Origin of the sequence: Streptomyces sp. NBC_00341 (assembly GCF_041435055.1) — a bacterium.
Lineage (GTDB): Bacteria > Actinomycetota > Actinomycetes > Streptomycetales > Streptomycetaceae > Streptomyces.
In genome coordinates, this window is sequence record NZ_CP108002.1 from 8,223,685 (window position 1) to 8,245,009 (window position 21,325).

Here is a 21,325-nt window from a genome sequence, read left to right on the forward strand (position 1 = left end):
CGGCGCGGAGGCCCACGAAGACCCCGCCAGGGACGGCCACCGGGCAATCACCCGGGCCCACCGGCATGAACTCGGCGGATCCGGCCCGAAACACCACGGAGTCGCACTCGGCCGAGTGCGACTCCGTGGGGCCAGGTGTCAGTCCAGCGGACGGGCCAACGCCTCGTCGGCCTTCCCCGGCAGCGGCACGACTCCCGCCGGAGCGTCGGCGCCGCGGGCACGCAACCCCAACCAGACCAGGACCACGCTCGCCAGGGTCACCACGACGTTCACGATGAGCGCGAGGTGGAGGCCGTCCAGTTCCATCGTCTGGGTCGCGGCGACCGCGCTCAGGATCGGGATGCCGACCGTGATGGCCACCTGCTGGGTCATCGCGGTCATGCCCGTGGCCAATCCCTGCTCCTCGTTGGGCAGGCCCGAGGTTCCGGTCACGGTGTAGGCCACGATGGAGGTCACATGCCCGAAGAACGCGATGAACAGCGCGGGGATCACGATCGCGAGCGCCACCCGGTCCGTACCGAGGAAGATCAGCGGAACGATCGCCAGGCCCTGCACGGACATGCCCGCGGCCAGCACCTTCCGGCTGCCGTGGCGTCCGATGGAGCGCCCGGCGATGACCCCGGCGACCATGGCCGCCAGGCCCGGGACGCCGAAGACCAAGCCGGTGATCAGCGGGGAGTAGTGCAGGACGTTCTGAAGGTAGAGGGTCATCAGGAAGATCATGGAGGTCCCCATGGAGAAGGTCACGAGACCCCCGTAGTTGCCCCACTTCACCGTCGGCCGCTTGAGGATGCGCACCGGGGCGAGCGGCGCGGGTGAACGCAGCTCGATCACCCAGAACGAGGCCAGCAGAACCACGCCGATGATGGCCGAGTAGATGTTCGTCTCGATGATCGCGTAGATGACGGCCAGCAGACCGCCGGCCGCGGTCACCGCCCCGGGCACGTCCAGCTTCACCCGGTCGGGGACGCTGCTCTCCCTGATCAGTGATGGGGTGAACGCCAGGATGACCACCGCCACCGGGACGTTGATGAAGAACGCGGCTCGCCAACTGAGCAGGCTGACCAGGACTCCGCCGACCAGCGCGCCGACCGTGAAGCCGCCGGAGAGCAGCGCACCGTTGAGGCCGAGGACCCGGTCTCGCTGCGCGCCTTCCGCGAAGGTGCTGGTGAGCAGGGACAGTGACGCGGGGATCGCCATCGCGGTGGCGAAGCCCTGCAGTGCGCGGGCGGTCAGAAGTACCTCGGCGTTCTGGGCGAATCCGCCGAGCAGTGAGGCTGCGCCGAGCAGCGCCAGCCCCGCTATGAAGAGCCGGCGGCGGCCGAACAGGTCGCCCATCCGTCCGAAGAGGAGGGCGAAGCCCGCCGCGGGGAGGGCATAGGCCGAGGTGACCCAGGGCAGCCCGGACAGCCCCAGCCCGACGCCCGCGCCGACCTCGGGCAGCGCGACGTTGAGGATCGAGAAGTCGACGGACAGCATGAATCCGGACCCGAGCAGGAGGAACAGGATCATCCGTTCCCTGCCGGTGAAACGTGGAACTGAGCTCGCTTCGCTCTTGCCTGCGTCGGTCGTCATGAGATGGTTCCCTCGATCGAGAGTCCGATTTCGTGAACGGTCACCGCGTCGGCCGACCGTGCCGCCCGGCGGCACGCGTCACCGAGCGCCGGGCCGATGCCCGACGGGCCGTCAGTCCGGCGCCCCTGCCGGGGTGACCCGGAGCTGGGGGAGTGCTGGGAACTGCCGCCCCATTCCCGTCGTTCGCCCGGAGGGCAGGCCGTGCGACGGACGGGAACAGGGCGACAGGGTCTAAGGGGTGTCTTGCCGTTCCGCTGCTTCGGCGATGTGCTTGATCTTCGCCAGACGCCGATCCCAGTCGGCGGCGAGCATGGTCATCCACCGCGCCGTCGCGTCGAGGGCTGCCGGCTCCACCGCGTACCGCACCTCGCGTCCGACCCGGCTGCCGGAGACCAGTCCGGCGGCGTCCAGGACGGCGAGGTGTTTGGCCACCGCCTGTCGTGATATCGGAAGACTCTCGGCAAGCGTCGTCGCCGTGGCCTCGCCCTGTGCGGCGAGCAGTTGCAACAGCTCGCGTCGCGTGTTGTCGGCCAGCGCGACCAGCACGCTGTCCACCACCCCGACGGAGCCCTGGCGTTCGTCCGTCACACGGACGACGCCTCGACGCGCGTCTTGACCGCGTCGAGCACCTGGGGCCAGCCGTCGGAGTTGTCGCTGTGCGTCTTGGCACGCAGATCCTCGGACCCGGCCAGCGCCGCGAACCCGCTCTCGACGACGCGCAGCCGCGTCTTGTCACCCTCGGCGGTCAGAGTGAACTCCACCAGGGTGCTGTTGTTCTCGCTCAGCTCCTCACCGGGGAACGCGCTGGCCCAGCGGTACGCGACGTAGGTCTGCGGCTGCACCTTCTCCACCCGCACGGGGAAGTTGCCGTGCTCGGGGTTCTTGGCCACCGTCGATTCGCCCTCGACGGCCACGGTGCCGGACGCACTGGCCGGGTCGGCGACCCAGAACCCCGGCTCGGTCACCAGTGACCACACCCGGTCCACGGTAGCTGCGATCAGGGTTTCGCGTTCGATCAGCCGTTCGCTCATGAGGGACTCCTTCATTGGTGCTCGTGCCAGCAACCCGATGGTTGCACATCGGGTCGTCAGGCGCAATCCAAAGGTTGCGTTCAGCGGGAGGGGCGCGGTACTGCCGAGGAGGGAGGTGTTGCGTCAGGTCCGGGCACGCGCGCTGCCGTGCTTTCGGAGGCGTTGGCGTGTCGCGCAAGAGTTGGGTTGCGTAGGGGTTGAGCCACGTGCAACACTTTGGTTGCGGAATCCGATGGATCAGCCGCCGGGCAGGTCGGCTGGTCCTCGGCAACCGGGTCGGGCGCGCGGTGAGGCAACCTGCGGCTTCCCGGCCGGACGGCACGGTGGAGGTCTCCGCGGCCGGCCGGTGCCATCGGGCGGTCGTCGTCGAGCGCGCCGCCGAGGCGGACGACTTCACACAGCACCGAGAGGCGTGGCGTGGCGACAGCCGCTGCCGCGACCTCGGATCACACATCAAGGAGATTCGACATGGCGACACTGAAGCCCGGAAGCATGCTGGTCGGCTCGACTCGTCCCGAGGAACTGCGGGCCTGGTACATCAAGGCGCTGGCTCCGGGGTTCACCGGCGACGGCCCGATCGACCTGGGCGGCTTCCACCTGGTCGTCTGCGAGCGCGACGACATCGACGCGAAGAACAACCAGCCGGGTCGCTCCATCGTCAACTTCCATGTCGACGACTTCGACGCGGTGGAGGCCCAGCTGAGCGCGGCCGGCGCGGAGTGGATCTCGATCGACGACCGGGAGCCGGGCAAGTTCGGTACGTTCTCCGACCCCGACGGGAACTACCTCCAGATCATCCAGTGGAAGTAGGACGCCAGAGGCCGGGTGTTCTCGCAGCCCCTCTTCCGGTCCGATGCGGACCGGAAGAGGGGCTGCTCCTTGTGCGCCGCCCCCCACCCCGCGTCCGTGCGAAGGCGGCGGCGCTTCCCCCGGAGCCGTGCGACGCCGTTCGTGCCGACGGCGGTGGAGACCGCCGGGGGCGTTCGGTTCCGGCCGGCCTCAGTCCTGCTCCGCGCCGTAGGCGTGGGCGTAGTCCACGGTCCGCGGTGGCGGGAAGCGGGTGACGAAGTCGCACACGACGACATGAGTGGGGACGATGGTGATCACGGCCATCTCGCTGGTGCTCTCCCGTTTCACCCGCATCCACTCCTCCATCTGCGCCTCGTCGCCGATGTTCCGGCGGGACGCGTCGATGTGCTCCTGGGGGACCCCCTGCCGGATCTCGACCGAGGCTGTTCCGCGTACGTTCATGATCAGCGGTGTGTAGGTGGTGGTGTCGACCGTGAAGGCGACCTGCGGGTGCGCCATGAGAGCCTTGACCTTGTACGCTCCGGTCGGGGTGGCGAAGACGAAGGCCTTGCCGTTCCAGAGGTAGGAGACCGGCACCGCCCGTGGGTGGCCGTCCAGCCCCACGTATCCGAGCCGCATCGGGATCGGTGCCTCGATCAGCGTCCGGATCACCGGGTCAGTTCCCATCAGGTGCAGGATCTCGGCGTAGTTCATGGATACCGCTCCTTCTCGCCGGGCGGAACTCTCGGTCCAGTCTCTTGGGCGTCGTGGACGCCCGTTCTTCTCATCGTGCCTGGCCCCTGGGGTCTGTCGTCAGTTTGACGACAGACCCCAGGGGGGCCGGCGGCGGTCACACGGCGGCCGTGGGCTCCGGTACCTGCGGGAGCCAGGACACGGCATCGTCGCGGAAGTGCTGGTTCCGCGGAACGAACACACTGTCGTCGTCCAGGCTCATGACGGTCACGAAGACGGCGTCCGAGCCGTCGTCGAGCGCGCACACCCGGGAGCCGCAGTCGCCGCAGAACCCACGCCCGGCGCCCGGCGAGGTCGCGTACCACGTGGGCTCGCCGCCCGGACCGTCCCAGGCGAAGCCGGACAGAGGGAGGCCCACAAAGGCCATCATCGGGCCGCCGGAGAGCTTCCTGCAATGCGGGCAGCTGCACACATGGGGGTAGAACGGCCGGCTGTTCGCGCTGTACCGGATCCTCCCGCACAGGCAGCCGCCGGTACGGGTCTGCTGCTGGTCGATCTCGCTCATCGTGGTGTCCCCAGGCTCTCGGTCCGTCGGTTGTGCTTCGGGAAGCCCGCCGTCGTCGGCGGGCTTCCCTGTTTTCTCCGGGCGTCGGGCAGGGGTCAGAAGGTGCGCTCCGCCACCCGGACCCTCTCGACGTTCTCCAGTGCCGCTCGCAGCGCGGCGGCCGGCAGGGGAGCCCCGAGGGCTTCGGTCCGGTCCTCGAAGGCGGTGTTCTTGTCGGCCATGTAGAGCCAGGTGTACGCGGAGGTCTCCGGCTCGATGCGCCAGCTGTCCGCCAGCGAGCCCACGTCGACGGTGTCGAAGCCGATCGTGTGGATCAGCGCCGATGCCCCGGTCTTCGCGGAGGCGTCGTTGCCGGCGATGGCCACGGCGCTGCGCTCCGGATGGCCCGAGGGACGGGCGAGCTGGGTGATGTGGTGGGCCAGAATGCCGCTGAACGCCTTGACCAGGTGGACCCCGTCGAAGTGCTGCTGGATCAGCTCGCTGGTGGTCAGCTTCTCCGAGTCCAGCTCCTCGATGCGGCCGTCGCGGATCGGGTAGTAGTTGCTGGTGTCCAGCAGGGTCCGACCCCGCAGCGGCGCCGCCGGGACGGACCGGTAGTCGGTGACCGGCAGGGCCATCACGACGAAGTCACCTGCTCGTGAGGCCTGTTCGACCGTACCGGCCGTGGCCAGCGGGCCCAGGTCCGCGACGAGGCCGGCCAGGCTCTCGGGGCCACGGGAGTTGGACATCACGACCGGAACGCCGTTCCCGACGGCGAGCCGGGCGATCACTGTGCCCATGACTCCGCTGCCGATGATTCCAAGGGTGGACATGACGACTCCTCAGGATTTTTGGTGGACTCTCTTGTGCCGGGGGGACGGCTCGGCACCGGTCAGATGTAGTAGGTGTTGGGCTCCAGGCCGCAGAGGATCCGGCCGTAGGTCTCGGCGTTGACATCCGGATTCATCATCGCGTGCAGGCCGAAGGTCTGGAGGTCGTTGGCTATCTGCTGCACCGGCACCTTGGTGTAGGCGGCGGAGCCGCCGCTGGACGAGGCGAGGATCTCCACCGCTTCCCGGGTCAGCCGCACGGCTGAGCCCTCGTCCGCGCGGCTGCGGCCGCGTTCCGCCATCTCCCAGGGCTCGGCCGAGGCGCACTTGGCGTCCAGCTGGGCGGCCAGCCGGGTCGCGTGGAACTCCGCCTCGTCGAGCTTCATCACCGCTTCGGCGACCCGCAGATGGGTCACCGGGGCCTCGCTCTGGCTCGGGTACTCGGTGTAGGTGATCTTGCGGCCGGGGAGCCGCTCGAAGAAGAGGTCCCGCACCGCCTTGCCCATGCCGACGGCGACCCCGACCGTGGACGCCGCGCCCACCATGATCAGCGGAGCCCGGTACATCGGCGAGTCGGCGTTCAGCTTGGAGACCGACTGGCCACCGAGCACCATGGGCGCCGGCAGGATGCGTTCCTGCGGGATGAACAGGTCCTTCGCGGTCGTGGTGACGCTCCCGGTTCCGCGCAGGCCGCCGGTGTGCCAGTCGTCGACGATCTCCAGCTCCGACAACCGGACCGGGCCCATCACCGGGTACGGCTGCCCGTCCGGGTCCAGGAATATCGCCGCGACCTGCTGCCAGGTGCTGCTGAGGGCGCCGCTGATGAATGGCCACGAGCCGTTGACCAGGACGCCGCCGGGAACGGGGACGGCCGTCGCGGTCCCGGGCCCGATGGTGGCGCAGAGCCCTGTGCCGGACTCCGCGAACACCTCGTCCTGGACCTCGTCCGGGTACAGGCCCATGCTCCAGCCGGCGACCCAGGAGCTGGCCACCACCCATGCGGCGGACCCGTCGGCCTTGGCTATCTCCTGGGCCACCGCCACCATGGTCTGCGCGTCGCTCTCGTACCCGCCGTAGCGCAGCGGGATACGCATCCGGAAGACACCCGCGTCGCGCAGGGCCTCTACCGAGTCAGAGTGCAGTCGGCGGTTCTCCGTCGACCACGCGGTGTTGGCCCGAAGCACGGGCGCGATCTCGGACACCTGCCGCACCAGCTGTTCCCGGGTCGGGATGACGGATGTTGACATGACTTCTCCTCAACGGACTTGTGGGATCAGAGGTCAGACGAAGAACGCGTTGAACGCGTCGATGACGGCCTGCGGCGCTTCCTCGACGAAGTAGTGGCCCGCGTCCGGCACCAGCACGACCCGCACGTCGCTCCCCTGGGTGGGCAGCGTCGCCTCCATCTGCTTGGCGAACATGCCGTCGGCGAGGTTGGAGACCAGACCGAGCATGGGCGCGGTCACCTGCCCGTAGGTGCCGAGGTCGGCGATGTCCTGGCCGAACGTCTGGTACCAGCCGTTGCCGCCCCGGATCCCGTCCGCCGTGTCGTAGGCCCGGGTGTAGACGGCCCGGTCCGCCGGGGTCACCGCGCCCTGGTCCAGCAGGAAGTTGTCGAAGACCCAGGCGATGAGGAAGTGGGCGCGTCCGGCCAGCAGTTGTTCGGGCAGGCCGACGACCTGGTTGAAGGCGAACCACCACGGGAAGAAGGGCATGCCCGGGGCAGGCAGCACGGGGATCTGGTACATCGACGCGTCCGGGTGGAGCACATCGAGCAGGGCGACCCTGCGGGTGGCCTCCGGGTGGTTGACCGCGAAGCTGAAGGCGACCTGTGCGCCGACGTCGTGGCCCGCGATGTCCACCTGGTCGTAGCCGAGGGCGCGGACGAATCCATGGACGACCCCGGCCATCGTCTTCTTGTCGTATCCGGTGGTGGGCTTGTCCGAGCCGCCCATGCCGGGGAGGTCGAGCACGATGACCCTGCGGCCGGCCGCGGCGAGGGCGGGCATCACCTTGCGGAATTCCCACCAGGTCTCCGGCCAGCCGGGCAGCAGGACCAGCGGAGTGCCCTCGCCGCCGGTGACGTAGTGGAGGCGGAGACCGTTCACGGTGGCGTACTCGCTGCTGAAGTCGCCGTCCAGGGAGCTCGCGAGTTCGGCATCGGTCGGGACGCCCGGGGCTTCCCCGCCGGTGTCCGGCGTGCTCGTACTGCTGCTGTTCGTCGTCACTGTTCCCACTCCTCGTCGTCGTGGCCGAAACAGGTATGCGAAGGACCGGCCCACGGGCTCGGTGTTGCTCAGCCATCATCGAAGATGGGAATCCCCCCGGCCTCTTCCTACGTGCCCTCCCTCGTTCCCGGGTGGGGCGGACGTCGGGTTCGGGGCATGCGTGCTCAACGGCTCGGCAGGTCTGTTCTCTCCGCCTGCCGAGCCGTATCCGGGAGTCGCAACGACGTACGGGGCAGGGCCGAACAGCGGCCCTGCCCCGTACCCATGACGTGGAACCGAGTCAGGGCAGCTTCTTCAGGCCGGCCCCGGTCAGGAGGTAGCCGGGCGCGACCGCGGTCGCCTCAGTCCGGACCAGCTCGACCATCGCTGAGCCGGCGATCTCCGGGGTGAGCAGCGGCCCCATCTGCTTCAGGTACTCCTCCTCTGACCGGCCGTCGCGAGCCGCGTACGCGCGGGCCGCAGACCTGCCCAGCTCGGTCACCGGGGTGATCCGGGGAAGCACCGCGGAGAACGTGATGTCCAGTCCGGCGCGCTTCGCCTCGTCCTGGGCGTATCCGGTGATGAAGCGCTGGGTGGCCTTGGCGCCGGCGTAGCCCCCGGAGAGCGGCGAACCCGCCATCGCTGCACCGCTGCTGACCACGATCACCCTGCTGCCGGGACGCAGCGGAGTGAGCAGGGCCTCGCGCAGCCAGTGGAACGCGATCCTGACATCGGTCTGCCAGTTGACCGAGAAGGTTTCCCAGGTCTGGTGTTGCAGCGGACGCATGTGCGGGCTCGCGCCGGCCGCCAGGACGACGACCTCGGGCCGGTATCGGTCGAGGAGGCTGCCCGCCACTGTGGGGTCGCCCGCGTCGGCGAGTTCGGGCACGGTGCTGCCGACGGCGCCGGCCGGATCGGCGAACGGCGCCGCGGTGCGCGAGACGGCGACCACTCGGGAACCGGCCTCGGCGAAGGCCGAGGCGATCCCGTGGCCCAGGCCCCGGCTCGCGCCGACGACGATGGTGGTCTTGCCGGACAGGTCGCTCATGATGTCCTCCAGGTGATGGGCGTGTCCGGTCGCGGACGGTCGAGAACTCCGGACCCGGGACCTGTCGCGGGGAGGCAGCAGGTCCCGGAGCCGGAGTCACGGGCCCTCCCGGCTGTCGCCGGAGGGCGGGAATCGACGCGCTACGACTTGAAGCGTGTCCCATTCCACCAGTTGTTGCCGGGCCCGGCTGCGTCCTTGCTGTCGTAGCTGTCCTTGTAGCGCCACCAGTCCCAGGGGTGCTCGAGCTCGTCCTCCTGCCGCCCCAGGGCGGTGATGTCCAGGTAGTTGTAGAAGTTCTTGAAGATGTCCCCGCCCCGGTCGAAGACCGAGTAGGTGTGGAAGACGTCGTCGCCGTCACGGATGAACGCGCTCACCCCGGGCGACTCGCCCATCTCGGTGGCGGCCTCGTAGTCGTAGTTGAAGTCGCTGCCGAACGACGAGTACCAGGGGTACTTCCAGCCCATCCGGGCCTTGAAGGGTTCGAACTTTGCCAGCGGCGCCCGGGAGACCAGGGCGAAGCTGGTGTCCCGGGCCCACATGTGGGCGAGCTCGCCGACGCTGTCCGTCTGCATGGAGCAGCCGATGCAGCCCTCGTCGTCGTCCGGGCCGAACATGAAGTGCCGGACGATGAGCTGGCGGCGGCCCTCGAACAGGTCGAGCAGCGTCGCTGTGCCGTCCGGTCCTTCGAAGAGGTACTCCTTCTCCGCCTTGACCATCGGCAGCTTCCGGCGCTCCGCGGCGATCATGTCGCGGGCGTTGGTGACCTCCTTCTCCTTCTCCAGGAGCGCCCTGCGGGCCTCCAGCCACTCCGGTCGGGAAACTATCTTCGGAAGGTTCATCGGTTCTCCCTGGGTGGTCTGCTTCAGAGTTGCGATTACCGGCCGGTCCGCTCGCGGGCCAGAAGACTGCGGCGCTCGATCTTGCCGACCGGTGTGCGGGGGATCTGATCGATGAACTCGATCCGCCGGATCTTCTTGTAGGGGGCGACCCGTTCGGCGACGAAGGCCATGATTTCCTTCGGCGTGACCGGCGCGCCGGTCACCACGAATCCCTTGGGGATCTCGCTGGCCTCCTCGTCGGGTACGCCGATCACCGCCGCGTCCGTGACCTTCGGGTGCGACATCAGGACCGCTTCGAGCTCGACCGGGGACACCTGCTGGCCCTTGTACTTGATGAGTTCCTTGATGCGGTCGACGAGGAAGAGCTCTCCGTTCTCGTCCACATGGCCGAGGTCGCCGGTGTGCAGGAAACCGTCCGGTTCGAGCACCTTGGCGGTGGCCTCCGGGGCGTTGAGGTAGCCCTTCATCACATGCGGGCCGCGGATGAGGACCTCGCCGTCCTGGTTGTGCCCGAGTTCGTCGCCGGTGGTGATGTCGACGATCTTGCACTCGATGTTGGGGGAGTTGGGGCCGACCGACCCAGGAACCACCGGGTCGGCGAGCTGCATGAACGAGACGAGTGCCTCGGTGAGGCCGTATCCCTGGCCGATGCTCACCCCCAGGCGCCGCCGGCAGAGCTCGGCCGTCCCGGGGTCGAGCGCGGCGCCGCCGGAGACGATCGAGCGGAGCGAGGAGAGGTCGTACCGGTCCACCAGCGGGCTCTTCGCGAGGAGGACGGCGATGGTCGGCACGACGTAGAGGCGCGTGACGCGGTGGTCCTGGATCGCTTTGAGGTAGGCCTCGGGGTCGAAGCGCGGCATCGTCACGAGTGTCGCGCCCTGGAGCAGACTGGCGTTCATCGTCATGATCAGGCCGAACGCGTGGTGGAAGGGCGGGACGGCGAGCACCGTCTCGTGCTCATCGAGGGGCGCGACCAGACTGGTCTGGAGCACGTTGGCGATCATGTTCCGATGGGTCAGCAGCACCCCCTTGGGATAGCCGGTGCTGCCGCTGGAGTGGAGCACGGCCACCACGTCGTGCGCCGGGTCGACGGCCGGCTCGGGCGGCACACCGTCGGTGAGCAGCGCGGAGAACGCCGTGGCGCCCTCCGCCTCACCGAACACGAAGATCTCTTCGACCTTCGTTCGCGCGGTCACTGCCGTGGCCTTGACCACCTCGGACGGCGTGGTCACCAGCAGGCGCGCTCCGGTCTCGTTCAGGTGGGCGGTGAGATCGTCCGCCGTGTCGAGGGGATTGAGCACCACCACCGTGCCGCCCGCCAGTGCGGCGGCGTGGAACGCGATCGGGTACGCGGGCACGTTCGGCGCGAGGAGGGCCAACACGTCGCCCTTGCCGAAGCCGCGAGCATGAAGCCCGGTGGCTGCGCGGCGCACCGCCGATGCGAGCCGGCCGTAGGTGTGACCGTTCTCCCCGTCGACGTCGACCGTCGCCAGGCGGTCAGGGTACTGCTCCGCCTGGCGCAGTATGAAGGCGGTGAACGTGGTCTCGGGGACGTGGACGCGTGGACGTGGGCCGGTGAAAATCATGACGCGGCTTCCACCCGGCTGTACGTGCTGAGGCCGGGCTGGTAGTCGCGCTTTTCGAACTGCTTGAGCGCCACGTTGATCCACTCGTTGCCGCTGAGACGGGAGAGCTCCCAGAGCTTCGCCTGGTCGTAGTCGATCGACGTCGGAAGGTCCATGGTCGTGGTGCGCTCATAGACCTGCTTCGCCAGTTCCAGGGTGATCGGGTTCTTGTTGATGATCCGTCCGACGATTCGGTCGGTCTCGGCGTCCAGTTGATCGCCCGGTACGGCCTTGTTCACCAGCCCGTACGTCTCCGCCTGCCGCCCGGTGAGAGTGTCCCCGGTGAGGATGTAGTACAGCGCCTGCTTGCGCGGCAGGTTGTGGGTGGCCGCCCAGGTGGCTCCACCCGCCGGGAAGATGCCGAAGTTGATTTCGGAGAGTCCGAACTTCGCGGTCTCCGACGTGATGGCCAGGTCGCAGATCCCCGCGACCAGGAACCCGCCGCCGAAGGCGTACCCGTTCACCTTGGCGATGGTCACCGCGGGAAAGGCCTTCAGCCGCTTGAACCAGTTGAGCGCCACCAGATTGGTCCGGTAGAACAACTGCGGGTCATCGAAAGGCTGCAGGAAGCACTCTTCGAGGTCCATCCCGGAGCTGAAACTGTCACCGCTGCCGGTCACGACGACCGCCTTTACGGTTCCGGCTGCCTCGATCGCGTCCAGGGCCTCATTCATATCCAGGTGCATCTGCGGATTCATCGCGTTCTTCTTGCCCGGCCGGTTCAGGTAGATCGTGGCCTTCGGTCCGTCGATCTCGACGTTCACCGTGTCCAGCGTGATCATTTTTTTGGCCTCTTCTCCAGACGAAGTGCGTACGCGCACAGCAATTCACCAATCCACCGTCCGTGGCTCCGGCCACGGATATGAGCATCACATTTTCTGTATCGGGTCGACTTCTCCCAATGTGCTTTGCGTGAATCGGTGCGGAGCGCTCCGAGGCGGTGCCGGCGGCCGAGGCACCTGTCCGGGGTCACACGCGGGCGGAGGGCCTTGCCACCGGCGAGATCCGGGCGCGCCCTGCCGAGACCCCAAGAGAGCAATTGGGAAGAGGTGAACCCGGCGGACTGGGGGCAGTCTGTTATGTGGGAGGCACGTAGGCAGGCCAGTTCGCAATCGTGAGCAGCGGGAGGGTGCTGTTCTGCTCGTGCCGGGGGAACCCAGGACGTGCTTTCTCGCTGGTCTCGGATTTCGGTCACTGCCTCAGGGTGCTGCCGAACGCCGACAGCTGTTTCTGTGATCTTTCCGCACAGTTGAGAGACAATCAGGGAGGAACTTCGTATGGATCACTCCGGCATGCCTGGGATGGCACCCACCGTTTCGACGGTGGACACCGTCGGCGCTGTTCTCTTCATCGGCTGGGCCGTCGCGATGTGGGCCGCCGTCGCCGTGCTCGCGGTCGGGAACCGGAGGGCGGTGAAGCCGTGGCTGTACAGACTCGGCGTAGGGCTCGTGGGCGTTGGCGTGGTGGGCCAGGTCGGCCACTTCCAGGAACATGTCACGCAGGCGGGCTACTGGATCGCCCATCCCTACTCCCCGGCGTGGATGACTCCGTGGGCTGACAGCTTTGCCCGTGGGATGGGTCAGGTCGACGCCGGCAAGCCCGCCCTCGGGATGGAGATCCTGCACCTGGTCGGCAACTTCATCTTCCTTGCCGGCCTGGTCGGCATCGTGCAGATCACGCACCGGGTCGCCGGGCAGCTGAAGGCGCGCAAGTGGGCCAGGATGGGCGTCTGGATGCAGGGCATCCACGGCATCGAGCACATCGTGCTGACGGCTTCCGTGGCGCTGGGCGCGAGCCGGGCCATCGGCCTGTCCACCTGGTTCGGTGCCATCGAACCGGGCCCGGCACTGGTGACGTACCGGGTCTGGTGGCACTTTGTGGCCAACGCGGTGGGCACAGTCATCCTCGGCATCGCCGTCTACCACCTCTGGAAGGAGAAGCGGGCGGTCAAGGAGAGTTTCGGTCTCCTGGGGGACGTGGAAACCGCGGCTGCCCCGGCCGGCTCCGAGGAGGGTTCCGCGAGCGCACTGGAACCTCTGGGGCGCCGCTGAGGGGCGGTGGCTCCCGGGCCCGGTCATCGCGCGGAGCGTGTGACCGGGCCCGTTCAATGCCGAGCCCTTCGCGGCGCGCTGCGGCCCGGCCCGGGTAGCCGGGCTCCTCGATGGGGATGCGCCCCCGCGAGTCGAGTGCGTGCTTCGGGAACCCTTGCACCCGCGGTGGTGGCCCTCGTGGAGGGCGATGAGCATGACGGGGTGCCAATAGGGCGCCCGTGCTGCCGAGTTGAGACCTCGAATGTCTCCTCGACGCACGGGCGCCTCGTGCGTTGCGCCTTCGGCGCCGTCACCTCATCGGTGGCCACTGCGAATTGCTCTCTCATGGGCGCGATCCGGGTCCTGGCCCGTGAAAGCCGCAGCCCTGGTGGGTCGAGCACTTCAGCGATTTCGTGCCGCACATTCTCGGCGTCGTCGCGAGAGCCGTGCACAAGCACCACGAAGCCATGCTCGATGAGCGTGGGCAGGGGGCCGTGGAAGTACGGCGGGGCCATGGGAACCGCCGGCCGACGCGTGCGGCGTCGGGCAGAGCGCCGACGTGGCCGTGTCGAACAGCGGCGGAGACAGGCCACGGCACCGTGACGTCTCGGTGCCGGTAGGAGCTCCGGTCCTTGAGTTCGGTAAGAACCCCAGACTTGAGGAACCACCTCATCACGGCCACGACGACGAGGTGGCGCTCGGAGCCGGGGGCGCGTAGACGCGTCCCGGTTCTGCCGGGCCGCTCGAACACCCGCGACCGGCCCTCGGCTCCACCAGCAGGTGAAGCCGGCGAAACCCGTTCGGGGTCGGAGATTCAATCCGAATCGCGCTGAACACCGTGAACGGAAGCGGTACCGTAAACGCAATTTTCGGCCATCTTTTCTCAACATCCATCTCAAACCGCAATTTTGAAGATGCGAACGGTTTCGAACGGTTAAACGATATTCCTCGGCCAGACTCGGCCGCCACGGCATCGGCCGGGTTCGACACGTTCGGGAAGGTGTACCGCCATATGAGGGAGCCGCCGCGCGACCGGTACAGAACGATCAGGCAACCCAAGACGAACCCGCCAACCCGCAAGGCAACTCGTTGTAATGAACGCGCCGGTGGGCCGGGACGCGCTGCGACCGCTCACCGGAACAATTCCGATCGGGATTCCGAGAGTCCCGACAGGCAATTGGTACTTCCGTGCACATGCAAATGCATTCTCAGCATCCAAAGCCGGGAGATACGAATGGCCACAGAGGCAGCGATCGAGCGCAGTATAAAAGCTATGTGGAATCACCACGCCGACCCGCTCTCCCTGGGGCAACTGGCGGAAACCGCCTTTTACAGCAAGTTCCACTATTCGCGGATGTTCAACGAGCTGACCGGGACGTCGCCGGGCCGGTTCCTCGCCGCGATCAGACTGTTCATGGCCAAGCGGCACCTGCTGGAGACCGCGGCCAGCGTCTCGGACATCACCTACCGGGTGGGCTACAACAGCCTGGGCACGTTCACCAGCCGCTTCACCCGCAGCGTCGGCATCGCGCCGACCAGGTACCGGTTCCTGGCCCGCTGCGGCATGCCACCGCTCACCCTGCCGGCCGCCCAGGCACGCCACGGGTTGTCCACTGTGGCCGGACGACTGCACTTCCCGGCAGGCGTCGGCCCGGTCCGGGTCTATGTGGGTGCGTTCAGCACCCCGATCATGGAGGGACTGCCGCGCTCCTGCGACATTCTGGACGAGTGCCGCCCGTTCCGCCTGAACGTCCCCGACGGGCTGTGGTTCATCCGAGCGGCGGCCGTGATGCTGCACGACGGCGCGCCTGGCCCGCAGGTCCGCCTGCCGAGGCTGATCGGCTCGGGGTGGGCGGTCCGCGCCCGCGGAGGATGCATGTACAACGCCGATGTGCAATTGCGGGCGGCCACCCAGCTCGACCTGCCGATCCTGCTGGCTCTGCCGGAACTGGACGGCCCGTACCACCGGCCGCTGCACGCCGCCCCGTCCGGTGAGGCCGAGGTCGCCGACAGCGGGTTCGGGCGGGCTCCCTGTGCGGGCGACTGGCAGGCTGATCCGTGGGGCCGGGCCGGAGCGCACCGGCTGAGGGCCGTGCAGGAGGGCTCACCATAGGCGGAACCTGCGCCAGGCCCCTGGGAAACGGGCACAACGGATGCGAGCCGGCCGGGCGGCCCGGGGCCCGGCCGAGCGGTCCGGCGAGGAAGCGACGGCCTCGCCGGACGAGTTGCCGCCGCACGGACCCCGCCGTCCGCACAGCCGGCTCCCGGTGGGGTCCGGCTGTGCGGCCACCGCCGTACCGGGCGCTCGCCCTGCCAGAGTTACGACCGGAGGATCACCTGCTGGAGTTCGGCTGTGCACATCATGTAGCCGTCCGGGGTCGGCAGCTGCTCCAGGTAGTGGCCGAGGTCCGCCCCCAGCGCGAACACCCTCACCCTGGTGCCCGTGGCGCGCGCCGACTCCACCACCCTCCTCATGCCGTCGATGACGGCCGGGTGCCGGGTCTGATAGGACCCGGCCACCAGGTGGTTGCCCCGGTCCGCCGCGAGGTAGAACTGCACCAGGTCCTTCGTGCCGACGAACAGCTCGCTGGCCCCCGAGGCACAGATCGCCGCGGTGGCGTGCACCGCCGCGGGCGTCTCGATGAACGCGGACACCGGCACGTCGGCCGGCAGCTCCAGGTGCCGGCTCAGCGTGGCGAACTCCTCCGCGTCGTTGACGAAGGGAACCGAGAGGTGCACCCGGCCCACCTCGTCACCGAGCCGCTTGCCCAGGGATCCGAGGACCGCGTGCAGCGCGTCCCGGTACGCGTTCGACCCCAGCAGCCAGCGGGCGCCGTGCAGGCCCAGCTCGGGGTTCGGTTCGACCGCGACCTGGGCCGGCTCGGTCACCCGGGCAGCGTGGTCCGAGCGGAGGTCGAGCAACCGCAGGACGAGCCGCTGCTCGGGCAGGAGAGCCTCGACGAACCCGCACAGCCGGTCCGCGACGGCCTGCCCGTACGCCGTGATGTCGGCCGGGCTGCCGCCCATCGAGTCGAGTGGACGCAGGCCCGCCGCCAGGCAGAGGAACTCCTCCCGGATGAAGAAGGAGTCGACCCGCTTCGCGTCCGGACCGCACGCGTTGATCGTGGCGATGTCCTGCAGGTCCGCGATGACCGCGCAGGCCGAGCCCAGGTCGTCCAGTGACGGCTCCCCCGCTTCCGGGCTCGCGGCCCGGGAGGCCGTGTCGGACTCGACGATGATCGACTGGCTCTCCAGATGCAGTGTCACCTCGCCGGTGACGCCCGCCAGATCGCTCTCGTCGACACGGAGCACGGGTATACCCCTGCCGCGGCAGATGGACTGCATGTGCCCGGTCAGCCCGCCCGCGCCGCAGACGACCGCACGTGAGGCCACCATCGCGTCGTAAAGGCCCGCTTCGAGGGAACCGGCGACGAGGATGGACCCCTGAAGCGGGTTCCTTGTGCGGTTACAAGTGCCTCGCAACACCTTCTCTGTTCCGCCGCTCAACAGGAACCCTTGAATTCGTCGCCCGCTCAACTGGTCCTCCGCGTCCTAGGAGTTCGCTAGCCCGAGTTGTCTGCGCAGTTGCTTCGGCGTAACTGAGATGTCGGTGAGCCGTTCAACGGCTGCCCGGTTGACGACAGCCCTCATCAGACGGTCGCGCCGGGACGCGTCCATCGAAAGGTTCGGAAGTTCTCCCGCGGCCCGAATGCAGGAATCCAAACGGGAATCTCTGATTTCCCGCTCACTTCGGGTACGTGTAGCCAGCCTCCTCACTTCCAGAGTTACAGCCTCCTCGAATTCGACCCGCTCCACTTCCTTGATATTGCTGGAACGGGCATAGTATTCGGCCAAGCTCTCGGCCAAAACGTCTCCGCCCGGTTCCAGCGTCTCGATGACATGCGCGGCAACCGCGATCGAGTGGTTCTTGATGGCCGCGAGGTTGAAGGTGAACGCGCCGGTCCGGCCGTTCCGGACGATCTCGTCGCCTTCTCTCAGCACACCGACCGCGAAGAGGGGGCCGACCGCCTCCCCGCCGGTGCCGAGCAGAGCCCCCCGTCCGTCGACCTCCAGACCGCGCCCGGTGCGCCCGTGAGGGACCGCCATGCCCCGGCGCAGGAGGTTCTTCCACAGCGGCTGTCCGACCCTGCCGTAGTCCGACTCCCTGCTGAAGTTGGAAATCACCAGGTCGGTCTCGATGGACCGCGTCCCGTTGCTGGTGTCGACGGAGACGGTCAGCCGCCCGGACTCCGTCGGCTTGATCCCGGCCACCTTGCCGACCACCAGTTGCGCTGTCCCGTCCGCCGGGTGCATAGCGCGCTCGATCACCTCCATCGTGTACTCCACCGCACCCACCCGGAAGGCGGCGATCGCGGTACCGAACTCGTCGAGCAGCCCCCGCAGTTCCGCGGAGGGAATCAGCTCGATGGCCTTCGGCAGATGCGGCTCCCACGCCTTGGCCACCCGCTCCGCGACCACGGTCGGATGGATGCCGGGGTACTCGCGGACGACGGTCGAGCACGCGGCCTCCCACGCGCTTCGGACCCGGGCCAGGAACTCCTGACGATCGAGGTACGGCTCCAGCAGTGTCTTCGGGCAGGGCAGCCGCACCACCTCGTGTTCATGGCCGGCGGGGTACGTACGGAACACCGTCCCGGTCCTGGAGACCAAATGGATCTTCCCCGTGTGGCCCTGGCGCAACAGCAGGCCCGCCGAGTCGTACGCGCTCAGCACGGATCCGACGATCGCGACGGTCGCCCCGGGCGGGAGCGTCGTCAGTTTCCGGACGCCGGCTTCGGAGTACGGGTTGCGCACGAAGGACTCGTGATCGAGCACTTCCGCGGCGTACGGCGGCTCCCTGAGTTCCAGGCCGGTCGCGAGGATGACGCGGTCCGCGAAGAGCACCGTCGCCTCCCGGCCCTGCCCGCCTCGGGAACCCTTTTCCGTACTGTTCAGGGAGAAGTGCCGTACAGTCACATCGACGCCGCTCGAACGGACTTCCATGTCGACGGCCTCGCCGTCCGCCTCGACGAGCACGACGCCGGGATAGGCTTCCCGCCCGGCCTCGGCCAGCCGGTCGATCAGATAGTCCTGGAAGATCCGCCGGGGCGCCGGTCCCCCCTCGGTGAACGTCGTCCCGGCCCAGGGGGCAGGCCAGTCCCCGCGGTCCGCCTCGGAGTTGGCCCAGCGGATGAAGTCGTGGACGTCCTCACGGAAGGCCGACATCCGACCCGCCTGGATGTTGAACGCATGACCCCAGGGGTTGCCGTCGCGGTGGTAGGCGACACCTGCGCACCGGTAGTCGGAACGCCGCTCGAGCAGAACGATTTCCAGGGGGCTGCGCGCGAAACGGAGCAACCGCATAGCGGTGGCGGCGCCGGCCAGGCCCGATCCGACAATGAGCACTCTTGGGTATAGACCTGTTCGAAGTATGGTAGAACCTCCCCGAAGAGGATGGGACTGCGGCTCTGCCGACTCACACCAGCCTCGGGTTTTCACGAAGCGGGCTGTCCGGCAGTCGGGCAGTAGAGAAGAAAGTGCCTTGACCAGCAAGAACGAGACTTGTCGAGGTCCTTGTTCCTGCCATGGCGCGAGGGCGCTTTCCGGGTGAAGTACTCTATCGGGCCCACCCGCCTTTCGTATGAGACGTTTACCGGTTTAGCGCCGGGTCCGAGGGTGCTGGGCCGGTCCGTGTCAACTCCGCGTTGGCTCAAGCGCAGCGGGGATGTCCGCCGCTGCCCCGTCCCGTCCGTCCCGACCCGCCCCGCCCCGCCCCGCCCCGCAGTTCAGCGTCGAGAACCGTGGGCTCCTGCCGGCAGCCGCCTGCCCGGCCCTCGGTGTCACGGTCCAGCCGGTCAGAGGCGCCCCTTCGACCGTTCGCACGAGGAGGTCGAACAGGCCCGCGCGGACTGGACGGACGGTGATCGGTTCGGCGCAGTGCATGGCTGCGACGGTGCACCGCTCCCTGCTCCGGCGTTGCCCCCGGGGCCCTTGAAGCCCCTGGGGCGTGCGAGCTGAGCTGCGGTTTCTTGGCTGGTTGGGGGCGCCCGATCGTGCCCGCGTCGCACTGAGGGCGGGGGAGACCCGGAAGCGGCTGAGAGCGCCTCACGAGAAGGTCTTCCCCTGGACCGGCGTTCCCGTCTGTGCCCGCGTCTGACGACTCGTCCAGCACTCCGAAAGCCTCATCACCTGGGCCGTGATCACTCTCATGACGTGGCGCCTGGCCAAGAGAGGCGCCCCCCGGGTGAAGGAACCAACGCGGACCAACGGCTGACCCACCCCGCACGCCTCAGGATCGGCTGCTGTCAGCGCGTCCACGTCACTCCACAGGGCCCTGCAGTCCGCACATCACGTGTGGATATGGATCCGCAACTGGCACTCAGGCAGTGGGGGCGTGGTCCGGGAAGGGGACGGCGTACCGCGGGTCGCGATTCGCGGTGATGCGGGCGTGGCGCAGGAGCTCACGGACGATGCCCGCGTTGCCCATGGCCCAGCCGGTGGCGGGGGCGAGGTCACTGGGCGTCTCCCGGTGTTCGAAATTGGACCAACAGATGCCATCGGTGTCGGTCGTCGCGCGGGCCGCGAGGTCGGCGACGAGGACGTCGGCGAAGTCATGGCCGTCGCCGCGTTCAACCTGACGGTCGCAGGCGAAGGCGAGGACGCCGGCGGTGCCACAGCAGCGGCCGTTGTTGTCCCAGAAGCCGGGGCGGATCCGGCGTGGGATGCCGGAGTTGATGACTGTGTGCCAGCAGCGGTCGGCGAGGGCGGGCCAGGCGGGATCGTCGGGCAGGACGTGGGTCAGAAGGCGGAACGCCTGGGCATCGCCGGCTGAGCCGTGGCACCAGCCGTAGTTGTGGCGTTCGATCTTCTCGTGCTGCTGTTGCGGGTCGGAGTGCGCGACGAGGAAGCCGTCCGGGCCGGCTTCGTTGCGCGAGACGACGTCGGCGGCTCCGGCCACTGCGAGGTCGACGAGGTCGGGGCGGTCGGCGGCCCGGCCGACGGCAGCGAGCGCGTAGACGATGCCGAGGGTGCCGTGCGACATGTGGTGCAGGCGCGGGACCGCGCCGACCCGGGTCTCCCACTGAACGCCGGCCGTGGTGGGCTCGGCAGCGCCCGCGTAGCGGTCGACGGCCAGCTGGGCGAGGCTGAGATCGCCGCACTCCAGCGCGGCAAGCGCTATGCCGGCGTTGCCGACGATCAGTTCGAAGCGGTTGTTCCACCCTGTGCCGTCGTAGCGGGACCGCAGGACGTCCAGAGCACGGTCGGCAGACGCCCCTGCCGCGGCGTCACCGAGCACACGGTGCACGCCCCGCAGGGCGACAGCCATGCCGGCCACTCCCGTGTAGAGGCCGCTGTCCTCCCAGTCTTCGACCGCGTCGGCGACGCTTCGGGCACCGCGCAAGGCCGCGTCCGCGTACCGGTCGTCGGCGAAGTATTGCCATGCATCGAGGAGGGCTGGCAGCACCCCCGAACTTCCGCTGTACAGCTCTGGCGTGACCTGGTCGTCGGCGAGAGTGTTTGGCCAGACCACACCGTCGTCGGTGTCCCGTGCAGCCTTCATCAGCCACTCAAGGGCTCCAACGGCGAGCGACTCCGCATCCGGTGCACTAGCGATCATCGGCCTAGCGTTCCACGAAGTGTGGCCGCACCACCACCCACATCAAGCGGTCTCCGGTTCAGAAACAGTTACTCACGTTGCCGTTTAACGTCCGACGGCCAGTATCAGCAGCCTGAGGCTCCGTGTAATCGTCACGGTCGCTCGTCAGCGAGCGCCAAGTCATTGACCGTGAAGTGGAGTTGTACGCCGTCCACCGACTCCGCCCACAGTCCCTCGGCGTCGAGCACGGATGCGGCGACCATCCGGGCCTCAGCGACGAGTTCGGGGTCAGACTTGAAGCCCGGCCATGGAAGGACGGGGTAGTCGTTCTCCTCACCATACTGCCGCACCCTCTCCATGCCGCCCAGGGCGGTGTCCGGTATTGATTCGTTCGCCCAGGACCACAGCCAGGTCTGCTGGGCCTGGAGTTCCTCATGCTCGACCAGTCCCACGATCCCGGCCTCCGTGCTGCGTTGCCGCTCAGCACAGGTGTGACTGTGCGCGGCACCTGGCCCGA

At 68.3% G+C, this 21,325-nt stretch carries 19 protein-coding genes; 3 read left to right on the forward strand and 16 right to left on the reverse strand.

The features are described 5' to 3' along the window. Positions 1-138: 138 nt before the first annotated feature. From OG892_RS36685 to OG892_RS36695, 3 genes are all read right to left on the reverse strand, one after another. Entirely contained in the window at positions 139-1,575 is a 1,437-nt protein-coding gene (locus OG892_RS36685) for an MFS transporter (protein WP_073734132.1), read from the reverse strand. A gap of 231 nt (positions 1,576-1,806) precedes the next feature. Then, a complete protein-coding gene (locus tag OG892_RS36690) occupies positions 1,807-2,163 on the reverse strand; it encodes a helix-turn-helix transcriptional regulator (RefSeq protein ID WP_073734131.1) in 357 nt (118 codons plus the stop codon). Further along, positions 2,160-2,606, reverse strand: a complete 447-nt coding sequence (locus tag OG892_RS36695) for an SRPBCC domain-containing protein (RefSeq protein ID WP_079193292.1) — start codon at positions 2,604-2,606, stop codon at positions 2,160-2,162. Before OG892_RS36695 ends, OG892_RS36690 begins: the two co-directional genes overlap by 4 nt. A 468-nt stretch (positions 2,607-3,074) precedes the next feature. Here OG892_RS36695 and OG892_RS36700 point away from each other — a divergent pair, with 468 nt between their 5' ends. Further along, the gene (locus OG892_RS36700; RefSeq protein ID WP_073734129.1) at positions 3,075-3,416 is read left to right on the forward strand and encodes a glyoxalase/bleomycin resistance/extradiol dioxygenase family protein; all 342 of its coding nucleotides are present in this window, start codon (positions 3,075-3,077) and stop codon (positions 3,414-3,416) included. A gap of 189 nt (positions 3,417-3,605) precedes the next feature. On the opposite strand, the gene OG892_RS36705 is transcribed toward OG892_RS36700, so the two are convergent. The 9 genes from OG892_RS36705 to OG892_RS36745 all read right to left on the reverse strand — a co-directional run bounded on the left by OG892_RS36705 (position 3,606) and on the right by OG892_RS36745 (position 11,963). Then, on the reverse strand, positions 3,606-4,109 hold the full coding sequence (locus OG892_RS36705) for a pyridoxamine 5'-phosphate oxidase family protein (protein ID WP_073734128.1): 504 nt from the start codon (positions 4,107-4,109) through the stop codon (positions 3,606-3,608). Between the two features lie 136 nt (positions 4,110-4,245). Beyond that, complete coding sequence (locus OG892_RS36710; protein WP_073734127.1) at positions 4,246-4,653, reverse strand: GFA family protein; 408 nt, start codon at positions 4,651-4,653, stop codon at positions 4,246-4,248. A gap of 95 nt (positions 4,654-4,748) precedes the next feature. Continuing rightward, positions 4,749-5,465 carry an NADPH-dependent F420 reductase gene (locus OG892_RS36715; RefSeq protein ID WP_073734126.1) on the reverse strand — a complete coding sequence of 239 codons (717 nt, stop codon included), beginning with the start codon at positions 5,463-5,465 and terminating at the stop codon, positions 4,749-4,751. 59 nt (positions 5,466-5,524) lie between these two features. Then, positions 5,525-6,709, reverse strand: a complete 1,185-nt coding sequence (locus tag OG892_RS36720) for an acyl-CoA dehydrogenase family protein (RefSeq protein WP_371631337.1) — start codon at positions 6,707-6,709, stop codon at positions 5,525-5,527. Between the two features lie 33 nt (positions 6,710-6,742). Beyond that, complete coding sequence (locus tag OG892_RS36725) at positions 6,743-7,690, reverse strand: alpha/beta hydrolase (RefSeq protein WP_328864420.1); 948 nt, start codon at positions 7,688-7,690, stop codon at positions 6,743-6,745. Positions 7,691-7,970: 280 nt separating this feature from the next. Further along, complete coding sequence (locus OG892_RS36730) at positions 7,971-8,717, reverse strand: SDR family NAD(P)-dependent oxidoreductase (protein ID WP_371631338.1); 747 nt, start codon at positions 8,715-8,717, stop codon at positions 7,971-7,973. Positions 8,718-8,857: 140 nt separating this feature from the next. Next, complete coding sequence (locus OG892_RS36735; protein ID WP_073734122.1) at positions 8,858-9,556, reverse strand: DUF899 domain-containing protein; 699 nt, start codon at positions 9,554-9,556, stop codon at positions 8,858-8,860. A 35-nt stretch (positions 9,557-9,591) separates the two neighbouring features. Then, positions 9,592-11,142 carry an AMP-binding protein gene (locus OG892_RS36740; RefSeq protein ID WP_073734121.1) on the reverse strand — a complete coding sequence of 517 codons (1,551 nt, stop codon included), beginning with the start codon at positions 11,140-11,142 and terminating at the stop codon, positions 9,592-9,594. Further along, positions 11,139-11,963, reverse strand: a complete 825-nt coding sequence (locus OG892_RS36745) for a p-hydroxycinnamoyl CoA hydratase/lyase (protein WP_371631339.1) — start codon at positions 11,961-11,963, stop codon at positions 11,139-11,141. Before OG892_RS36745 ends, OG892_RS36740 begins: the two co-directional genes overlap by 4 nt. 519 nt (positions 11,964-12,482) lie before the next feature. On the opposite strand from OG892_RS36745, the gene OG892_RS36750 reads away from it, so the two are divergent. Together OG892_RS36750 and OG892_RS36755 are read left to right on the forward strand one after the other, a co-directional pair. Then, on the forward strand, positions 12,483-13,232 hold the full coding sequence (locus tag OG892_RS36750; RefSeq protein WP_107421707.1) for a DUF6008 family protein: 750 nt from the start codon (positions 12,483-12,485) through the stop codon (positions 13,230-13,232). Between the two features lie 1,252 nt (positions 13,233-14,484). After that, a complete protein-coding gene (locus OG892_RS36755) occupies positions 14,485-15,324 on the forward strand; it encodes a helix-turn-helix transcriptional regulator (protein WP_073734118.1) in 840 nt (279 codons plus the stop codon). A gap of 206 nt (positions 15,325-15,530) precedes the next feature. Here the strand turns inward: OG892_RS36755 and OG892_RS36760 are convergent, their stop codons facing one another. The 4 genes from OG892_RS36760 to OG892_RS36775 form a co-directional block, all read right to left on the reverse strand. After that, positions 15,531-16,697 carry a putative PEP-binding protein gene (locus tag OG892_RS36760; protein ID WP_371631340.1) on the reverse strand — a complete coding sequence of 389 codons (1,167 nt, stop codon included), beginning with the start codon at positions 16,695-16,697 and terminating at the stop codon, positions 15,531-15,533. Between the two features lie 66 nt (positions 16,698-16,763). Beyond that, positions 16,764-18,644, reverse strand: a complete 1,881-nt coding sequence (locus OG892_RS36765) for an FAD/NAD(P)-binding protein (protein WP_073734711.1) — start codon at positions 18,642-18,644, stop codon at positions 16,764-16,766. 946 nt (positions 18,645-19,590) lie between these two features. Further along, positions 19,591-20,829, reverse strand: coding sequence for a lanthionine synthetase LanC family protein (locus OG892_RS36770; protein WP_242436592.1), 1,239 nt, complete (start codon positions 20,827-20,829; stop codon positions 19,591-19,593). Positions 20,830-20,960: 131 nt separating this feature from the next. Then, positions 20,961-21,260 carry a DUF6882 domain-containing protein gene (locus OG892_RS36775; RefSeq protein ID WP_242436591.1) on the reverse strand — a complete coding sequence of 100 codons (300 nt, stop codon included), beginning with the start codon at positions 21,258-21,260 and terminating at the stop codon, positions 20,961-20,963. Positions 21,261-21,325: the final 65 nt, after the last annotated feature.